At 30.3% G+C, this 9,268-nt stretch carries 8 protein-coding genes, 1 tRNA gene and 1 pseudogene; 9 read left to right on the top strand and 1 reads right to left on the bottom strand.

Going from position 1 to position 9,268, the window contains the following annotated elements:
• Positions 1-153 (top strand): zinc ribbon domain-containing protein (locus BM384_RS12570; protein WP_139232111.1); only part of this gene is annotated, 153 nt, incomplete at its 5' end.
• A 415-nt stretch (positions 154-568) separates the two neighbouring features.
• Complete coding sequence (locus BM384_RS17725) at positions 569-739, top strand: hypothetical protein (RefSeq protein ID WP_175537372.1); 171 nt, start codon at positions 569-571, stop codon at positions 737-739.
• 322 nt (positions 740-1,061) lie between these two features.
• On the opposite strand, the gene BM384_RS12565 is transcribed toward BM384_RS17725, so the two are convergent.
• A tRNA-Leu gene (locus BM384_RS12565) sits at positions 1,062-1,148 on the bottom strand.
• A gap of 218 nt (positions 1,149-1,366) precedes the next feature.
• On the opposite strand from BM384_RS12565, the gene BM384_RS12560 reads away from it, so the two are divergent.
• The 7 genes and pseudogenes from BM384_RS12560 to BM384_RS12530 all read left to right on the top strand — a co-directional run.
• Positions 1,367-2,059 (top strand): iron-sulfur cluster assembly scaffold protein, encoded by a 693-nt coding sequence (locus tag BM384_RS12560; RefSeq protein ID WP_090014092.1) that lies wholly within the window; start codon positions 1,367-1,369, stop codon positions 2,057-2,059.
• A 27-nt stretch (positions 2,060-2,086) separates the two neighbouring features.
• On the top strand, positions 2,087-3,088 hold the full coding sequence (locus BM384_RS12555) for a GGGtGRT protein (protein WP_090014090.1): 1,002 nt from the start codon (positions 2,087-2,089) through the stop codon (positions 3,086-3,088).
• Between the two features lie 416 nt (positions 3,089-3,504).
• Positions 3,505-4,440, top strand: coding sequence for a tyrosine-type recombinase/integrase (locus BM384_RS12550; protein ID WP_090014088.1), 936 nt, complete (start codon positions 3,505-3,507; stop codon positions 4,438-4,440).
• Positions 4,441-5,184: 744 nt separating this feature from the next.
• Positions 5,185-5,733: a hypothetical protein gene (locus tag BM384_RS12545; RefSeq protein WP_090014087.1), complete on the top strand. Its 549-nt coding sequence runs from the start codon at positions 5,185-5,187 to the stop codon at positions 5,731-5,733.
• 589 nt (positions 5,734-6,322) lie between these two features.
• Positions 6,323-8,041: a reverse transcriptase domain-containing protein gene (locus BM384_RS12540; protein WP_175537371.1), complete on the top strand. Its 1,719-nt coding sequence runs from the start codon at positions 6,323-6,325 to the stop codon at positions 8,039-8,041.
• A 191-nt stretch (positions 8,042-8,232) separates the two neighbouring features.
• On the top strand, positions 8,233-8,952 hold the full coding sequence (locus BM384_RS12535) for a helix-turn-helix domain-containing protein (RefSeq protein WP_090014082.1): 720 nt from the start codon (positions 8,233-8,235) through the stop codon (positions 8,950-8,952).
• Positions 8,953-9,076: 124 nt separating this feature from the next.
• Positions 9,077-9,268: pseudogene (locus BM384_RS12530) on the top strand (hypothetical protein); the annotation flags it as partial.

Here is a 9,268-nt window from a genome sequence, read left to right as displayed (position 1 = left end):
CCTTCAAGTAAACTATGTCACTCTTGTGGTTCTATAAAAAAAGATTTAAAACTTAAAGATAGAATTTACAAATGTGAATGTGGATATGTGGCTGATAGAGATTATAACGCAAGTCTTAATTTGAGAGATGCAAAAATCTATAATATAGCATAATTAAAAGCAATTATAGATATGTACCGATGGCTAAGTCGGGAATTTACGCCTTTGGAGTGTTATATCAAACTAAAGTAGTATGTGATTTATTCATTACAAAATAGGACACGATGAATAAGGAAAAATCTCGATATGGGTATAATTGTCCATATTTTGAGTAGCAGCTGGTATTATATTTGGAGCATATAAGCTTACGACCAATATTGCAGGAAATGAATTTGAAATACTCTCAAAAGAAGTAGAAGTTATTAAGGAAAATACTGATAATTATATTTTAGGTGATAAAGAATCTGAGTATAATGATTTAATTGCTCAAAGTGAAGATGCCATAAAAAATAAGAAGAGAAAGATATGTAAGGATTTTATAGATAAAGTAAAAAAATTAGAAGATAAAGTTATAGATGAAAATAAAGAGATGTGTACTTCTGAGTTAGAAGAAATAAAGAAGTTAAACACTGATTCTCTTAATGAAGATAAGAAAAGAGAAATAGAATTTAGTATTAATAATATAGAAGAACTTATAAATGATAATAAATTTAAAGAAGCAAAAGATGACTTAGATAAAATTAAGGAAAGTAATAATTAAAAAGTACTTAACTAGCGATAAAAATACAACTAAAGAAAAATGAATTTAACTAGAATGTGCAAATAACCAATAAAGGAAACAATAAAAATAAAGAACTAATGTAAAAAGAAAAAGAAAATAAAATTAATAACTAAATTATTAAGATATAAGTGAACATTTTTTAATAGGGGTGTTCACTTTTCTGTTTATATAAGGTAAGTTTTCTATATACCCCAAATAGAGAAAGAATAAAAAATAATAAGCTTGGTGAAATTAATGTACAGCCGATATTAAGAGAATAAAAAAAGAAGTATATCTAAGAATTAGGTATACTTCTTAATAATGGTGCCGGTAACCGGAGTCGAACCGGTACGGTATCACTACCGGCGGATTTTGAGTCCGCTACGTCTGCCAATTCCATCATACCGGCATGGAACCAACAAATTAATGTTATCATATTAATTTATATAATGCAAGATAAAAAAATTATAGCAATATAAAAAATTTTTTAAGAATTAGGTTGTTATAAAGGGTTTCATTTGATAAAATAGGTGATAGGATAAAATCATCCCCAGTGGGACGGTTTTTGACCTAGTATTTAATACAGTAGTAAGAAGGCTGTAATAATTAGGGAGGAGCAAGAAATATATGATGTATTCAAAAGAAGTTGAAGAAATGTGTGTAGTTGCTAAAGGTGCTAACCACGGACCAGCACCAATTCCTGAAGAAGGAAAGTGGGTACAATCAAGAGAAATTAAAGATGTATCAGGCTTAACACACGGTATAGGTTGGTGTGCACCACAACAAGGAGCTTGTAAATTAACATTAAACGTTAAGGATGGTATAATCCAAGAAGCATTAGTTGAAACAATAGGATGTTCAGGTATGACTCATTCAGCAGCTATGGCTTCAGAAATATTACCAGGAAAGACTATATTAGAAGCATTAAACACAGATTTAGTTTGTGATGCTATAAATACAGCAATGAGAGAGTTATTCTTACAAATCGTATACGGAAGAACTCAAACTGCTTTCTCTGAAGGTGGACTACCTATCGGAGCTGGTCTAGAAGACTTAGGAAAGGGATTAAGATCTCAAGTTGGTACTATGTACGGAACACTTGCTAAGGGACCAAGATACCTAGAAATGGCTGAAGGATATGTTACTGATGTAGCTTTAGATTCAGATAAAGAAATTATCGGATACAAATTCGTTAACTTAGGAAAGATGATGGAAAACATCGCTAAGGGTATGGACGCTAACGAAGCTTTAGAAGCTGCTAAGGGTCAATACGGTAGAGTTAATGACGCTGCTGAATTAATAAATCCAAGACATAAGTAATTATAGGTAAAGGAGGAAAATGTAATTATGGCATTATTTGAAAGTTATGAAAGAAGAATAGGTCAAATCACTCCTGTATTAGAAAAATACGGAATGAAGACTTTAGAAGATGCAAAGGCAGTATGTGCTGAAAAAGGAGTAGATCCTTATACAATAGCTAAAGAAACTCAACCAATCGCATTCGAAAACGCTGGATGGGCTTACACTTTAGGTGCTGCTATAGCAATAAAGAAAGGTTGCACAAAGGCTGCTGAAGCTGCTGAAGCAATCGGAGAAGGATTACAAGCATTCTGTATCCCTGGATCAGTTGCTGATGATAGAAAAGTTGGTTTAGGACACGGTAACTTAGGAGCTATGCTTTTAAGAGAAGAAACTAAATGTTTCGCATTCTTAGCTGGACACGAATCATTCGCTGCAGCTGAAGGTGCTATTAAAATAGCTGAAAAAGCTAACAGAGTAAGAAAAGAACCTTTAAGAGTAATCCTTAACGGTCTTGGAAAAGATGCTGCTCAAATCATCTCAAGAATCAACGGATTTACTTACGTTCAAACTCAATTCGACTACTTCACAGGTGAAGTTAAAGTAGTTAGAGAAAAAGCATACTCAAACGGAGAAAGAGCTAAAGTAAGATGTTACGGTGCTGACGACGTTAGAGAAGGTGTTGCTATAATGCATATGGAAGGTGTTGACGTATCAATCACTGGTAACTCAACTAACCCAACAAGATTCCAACACCCAGTTGCTGGAACATACAAGAAAGAATGTATCGCAGAAGGTAAGAAATACTTCTCAGTAGCATCAGGTGGTGGTACAGGAAGAACTCTTCACCCAGATAACATGGCAGCAGGTCCAGCTTCTTACGGTATGACAGATACTATGGGAAGAATGCACTCAGATGCACAATTCGCTGGATCATCATCAGTTCCTGCTCACGTTGAAATGATGGGTCTTATCGGAATGGGTAACAACCCAATGGTAGGATGCACAGTTGCAGTTGCAGTTGCTGTTGAAGAAGGTATGAACAAGTAGTCTATTTAAGAGGCTTTAGAGCATTTTAAGAGAATAGAAGTTCTTATATAAGGACAGTTCTCATCATATGAAAATAGAGTAAAATCTATTGATTATGATGGGAGCTGTCTTTTTTTTGTTCCTCAAAGGAGGAACAGTGAAATTCAAAGATAAACTTTGAGTGAAATTATTCCTTTGGAATAGTGAAATTTGCAGGTGACAAGCACTGCAAGTGAAATTAATTCTGCGAATTAGTTGAAGGAAACTGACTTCTGAGTCGTCAGTAAAAATATATATTGCTAGAAATTCTGAAAGAATTTCATCCTTCAACATTACCAAGTAATATTTCACTTATCTTTAGATAAATTTCACTGCCGAAGGCAATTTCACTCGCCTTAGGCGAATTTAACTGTACCAAGTACATAGGTGGTGATAGTATGAAAAGATTAAAAATTAATAGGGATAAAGGAAAAACATTTAAGGAAGGTTTTCAAGATTATTTATTCAATTGCAAGGCAAGAGGGTTAAGGGAAGGAACTATAAGACATTATGAGCAGAGCTACATTCAGTTAATTAAATACATTGATGAAAATATGGAGATTGCTGATATTGATAAGACTGTTTTTGATTCTTTTATTGTTAAGGTGGGAGAAAATAAGGAAATTAGTTCACAGACTTTATTTACATATACAAGGGACTTAAAGACAGTTATTAATTTTTTTATAAAGCAAGAGTATTGTAGATCCTTTGTTATGAAACTTCCTAAAGTAGATAAACAGCCAATAGCAACTTATACAGATGAAGAGTTAGAAAAGCTTTTGAAAAAACCTAATATCAATAAGTGTAGCTTTGTTGAGTATAGGAATTATGTCATGGTGGCAATGTTTTTATCTACTGGAATAAGGCTTAGTAGTTTAATTAATATAAGGGTTAAAGATATTAATTTTGATGATGAAGTAGTTAATATAGTACATACAAAGAATAGGAAGTCATTAATCATTCCTTTGAATAAACAGATATTGAGCATTTTGAAAGAGTATTTAAAGTATCGTCAGTATAGTGATTTAGAAGATAGGCTATTTTGTAATTGTTATGGAAAGCCATTAAATAAGAGCAGTACTATACAGGCTATAGCTAATTACAATCGTAAAAGAGGAGTAGAAACAACTTCTATTCATAAACTTAGACATACTTTTGCTAAGAAGTGGGTTCTAGGTGGGAATAGTGTTGCAGTACTTCAAAAGATACTTGGACACAGTTCATTACAGATAACACAGAACTATCTGAATGTGTTGATATCTGATATTAAGTCAGAAGTAGATAATTATAATATTTTACAAGAGTTTAATAGTAACTTCATTAAGCTTAAATAAAAAAATAGCTACCACGGCAATGGTAACTATTAAAAACTAAATATAGTTTTATAAATCTTTGCAACTCTACAAGAGAGGTACAATAGTTTAGCTACTAAGATTGTAATTCAAAAAAATGGAGAATGCAAGGCTTTATTTCCTATACCCTTTTTTAGGGAAGGTTAGTTGTTATGCACTATGCAACTATAAATAAAATAGTAAGTTAGCTTGGCTGATGCAGAAAACAAGCTATGTATTGATTCACAAGTACTTTCTAATGTTATAACTTGTGTAAGGTAATTAATACATGTAAGGCGAGTGGCAGCCAATAACCTAAAGCAATAGTCATGGAGGTATCTTAGCTAGATAATTCTAGGATAAGTACAAGCAATAGTATACATATTGGATAAGATAGATATGGTAAAGCTTGTAGCGAAAGCATAATAACATTAGTATGATATGAAGATGAGTGCAGTATACAAAGTATGATCATAGTTGTTTTACCTATGTCTACATAATTTTTCTTGTGTAGATGTAGGTAAAATAATTATTCCAATCTGAATCGTAGCAGTGCCAAAGTATAATTCTGTTAGTATTAAAATCAAGTACTTTTTAAATATAAATGTTTTTTGAATATATACAAGTGTGAAGATGTGTTTATTATACAAAAAAGAAATATAAAATTAAAAGTGTAAGGTTGTGGAAATGAAATACGAAAATATAAATGCAATATACTTTGTAAATAAGAAAGGAGGTTATGCGGATATGGAAATAGGTATTGAATCAATAAATAATAATTATAATTCAACAAGCACAAACATGAAAAATGAGGAAAGTGAAAAGAAATTTTCGCTTCTAAATGACCCTGTAGCAGAAGGTATCCGTAAGAATGTAAAAGATCCTATTGATCAAGAAGAAGATTTAATGTTATGGGAAAACTTAAGTAAGAATTTTAAATTAAATAATAATACTTATGAAGAGTTTAAAAAGTTAAAAAATAAAATGATAGGCTTTCCATCACCAAGTGCTCCTGGGCGTGTTCAAAGACAATATAGAGAGTATATGAACAAACTGCCTAAGAACGTAAGGGATAAGGTTCAAGGAATATTAGCTTTTACTTATGCAGAAGCGTTAAGAAATCAAACTATTGATCCTTCGAATTGGAATCAAGTTATGAGCTTGATGAAAGCTAATGTAGGTATAGTAGGGGACTTAAGCATTGATCCCAATATAGTACAAAAATGTGTAGATGATTTTAGTCAGTTTGATAAAGAAACAAAAGAAGATGAAAGCGTAAGGCAAATAATTATCTAATGTTTACAACAAGGTGCATTGAAATTTAGAGATGAGTTTCATGCATCTTATTTTTATGCGAAAACAGAAAGATATTAATTATTGCTTTACGCAGGTTCTAGTGTCTGTTTTATAAATTACTAGGGGTGGAAGTCTGAACACGAGAGTGTCAGGGGCTGCTGTGTTGCTTATGGGCAGATTGTAAGTGTTAAAGCAGTAGTTAGCAAGTCAGAAAGTCAAACAAGAGATACAATAGCGATATACAGAAGATAAAATGCATTACCTTGTAGAAATACAGGGTAAGCTATGTCCATTAGAAACGTGTCCAAGCTCAACCAGAAGATAAATTATAATAAATTTATAGATACAAATGAACTATTATAATGATGAAGATAAATAGATATAATTAGGAATTATATGGTATAATTTCCGTGTGTAGAGGAATTGCTTGTCGTTAGCGTTACGCAACGGTAGTATTTTAATGTTAGGGCTTTGTGTCTTTGCTTACTAGTATATTATGATTATTAAATATACTCACTAGTGCATTATTTATGTAGATTTGCAGTAGGTTGAATTCTCTCTACACTTTTTATTTATGGGGAGGAAATACATGTTTAAAGCATCAGATGATGAATTAATTGAGAAATTTAACAATTTAAAAAATAGAGCAGATGTTGCAGAATTGTTAGAGGTTGATGAAAAAAGTTTGAGGTACATTCTATATGTGAAGCGTCTTGAGAATATGTATAAAAAGTTCAATATTTCAAAGAAAAAAGGTGGGTTTAGAACAATAAATGCGCCGGAAGGATCACTGAAAACTATTCAAAAGAAATTATCATATATATTTTCATTAATATATAATAAAAAAGCGTGTGCATATGGATTTATAAAGGGAAGAGATATAAGGGGTAACTCAAAGCAACATATAAAAAGAAATTTTATTTTAAATATAGATTTGGAGAATTTTTTTGACAGCATTAATTTTGATAGAGTAATATGTATGTTTCAAAAGCCTCCATATAATGTAGAAAAGGATGCTGCAACCGTTTTGTCTCAACTAGTTTGTTGTGATGGAATTTTACCTCAAGGAGCACCAAGTTCACCTATAATAACTAATATGATATGTAGACCATTAGATACTCAATTGGTGCGTTTAGCAAAAAAATTTTCATTAAATTATACAAGATATGCGGATGATATTACATTTTCATGTAATAAATCAACATTTCCTAAGGAAATGGCATACTATGATATGCAAGAAAAATTATGTATAGGGAAAAGTCTTCAAGAAGTAATAAGTAGAAATGGATTTAAAATTAATACCAATAAGGTTTTCTTAAATTATAAAGATAGAGGACAAGAAGTGACTGGATTAATAGTTAATAGATTTCCAAATTTGAGAAGAGAATATTTAAAAGAAATAAGAGCAATTTTATATAATTGTAGAAGGTATGATATATATTCGCAAGCTAAAAAGTATATTAAAGAATCTTCATATACAAATAAAAATATTATGAGAATAAGTATGCTAGAGGATAAGAAGTCAAAAGAGATTATATATAATTGGTTTAAAAATGTTATTATCGGGAAAATAAGATTTATAGGAAATATAAGAGGAAAGGAAAGTCCATGTTATATAAAGTATGCATTAGAGTGTAATAAGTTATTTGATGAAGAAATATTTAAAATAATTAAAAGTAAAAGTCAGGAATTGATTGAGAACACTGTATTTGTTGTTAAAATAGAAAAAGGTTCTAAATATATACAAGGCAGTGGATTTTTTATAAAGGATTTAGGATTTGTGACTAGTATGCATGTAACACCTGATATTGATGAAACTTATGATGTGTTTACACCTAAAGAAGATATTCCTAGGAAATTGTGCTTATTTAATAATAAAGCAAATAACCAAGAACTTGATTATTCAATTTATGATCTAAAAAATCCAACTTCAAATTATCTTAAATTAGGTGATTCAAGTAATCTTAATATAGGAGATAGAATTACTGTATGTGGATATCCTATGTATGATAAAGGAGATTCAATATATATACAAAATGGAGAAATAACAAACTTGAAGAAAGATTATTTTGGTTCAAGAATATATACAGTAAGTCAAAGATTAATTCATGGAATAAGTGGCGGAGCTGTACTTAATACTAATAATGAAGTTATAGGTATTATAAAAGCGGGAGCAGAAAATATGGATGAAGAAGATGAAAGTATTCAAGGATTTATACCTATAAACGATGTTATAGAAGATGTTAAAAGTCAAGGCATAGAACTTAGACCAAAGAGTATTTTAGTAAAAAGTAATAATTATAATTAAGAAGACTGCTATATTTTATAGTAGTTTTTTTTTATTTGTATAAAAACTATGTTTCGGCAAATTATAAAATAATTGTTTTGAAAATATAATTTTATTATAAAAAGCTTGACTTTGATAAAAAGAAGTGGTAAGGTTACTATAAGGTTACAGTAACCAAATAAATAAATAAGTAACCAAAGAGGAGAATAGAAATGAATGGATTAAAGTTTATGTGTAAAGTTGAAAAATATACTTTTTCTGAATTGGCAGATATGTTATCTGTGCCTAAACAAAATATTAGCGCTTGGGCAAATGGAAGTAGGAATATACCTAAAAAACACCTTGCTAAGTTATATGAAATATTTGGAGAAATACCAGAAGAATATTTTCAAAGAGATTTAGATGAAATAGATCAAATGCGAATTAAAAAGATACTAATTGAAAATAAAAAAGAGGAAATTGAGTATTCATATACTGAAGTAGATGAAGTAACAGGCCAAGAAATTGAAAAGCAGGGTCTGTTTATTGATACGAGTAATGATTGGTATATAGAGAGTTTAAACTATGACATAGGTAGAAAAGAGTATATTAATACTTTGAGTAAAAATTTAAAGATACAGTATCGTGATAATGAAGAGCATGAAGAAAGCATTAGTAGAGCATATAATTATTTAAATATATTCCAAGAGTTTTCGGAGATAGTAGAGTCGGGAATTTCCTTGGATATAATTAAGGACGTTTTATGTGGTATAAAGAAATATCAAGGAGAAAGAGTCTATGAAAATGAATTGGTTAGGGATGTATTCAAATCAATAAAAAAAGCGAGTGATACATATGAAAAGAAAAGGATTGAAGATATAAAGTTCCTTATTGAAAATGGATTTTATACAAAGGAGGAATTGAATGAGTTATTAAATGATAAAACTAAATAGACAATCATCTTAAATAAAAATATTTTATATGTTAAACGTAAGCGTAAAGGATTTGGTATCTAGATATTAGAAGCGCCCTCTTGGTAAAATTTATAAAAATATAAATTTTATTCGGAGGGTACTTATGTATATAAAATTAGATAATGATACTTGGGAAAAATATATAGAAGAATATTTTTCTCTTGATAAGAAAATATCTATAAAACAATTCTGCAAGGAGCGTAATATTAATCCTAGCCAATTCTTTTATCACAGAAAAAGAGTTAAAGCTAAAAATGCTCCAGTAGTTCTTCAAGCTATTAATTTAAAAGGTAAG

Origin of the sequence: Clostridium sp. DSM 8431 (assembly GCF_900116755.1) — a bacterium.
GTDB lineage: Bacteria > Bacillota > Clostridia > Clostridiales > Clostridiaceae > Clostridium.
Note: the sequence above shows the minus strand (reverse complement) of the source record. Positions and strands in the feature narration are given on the sequence as shown.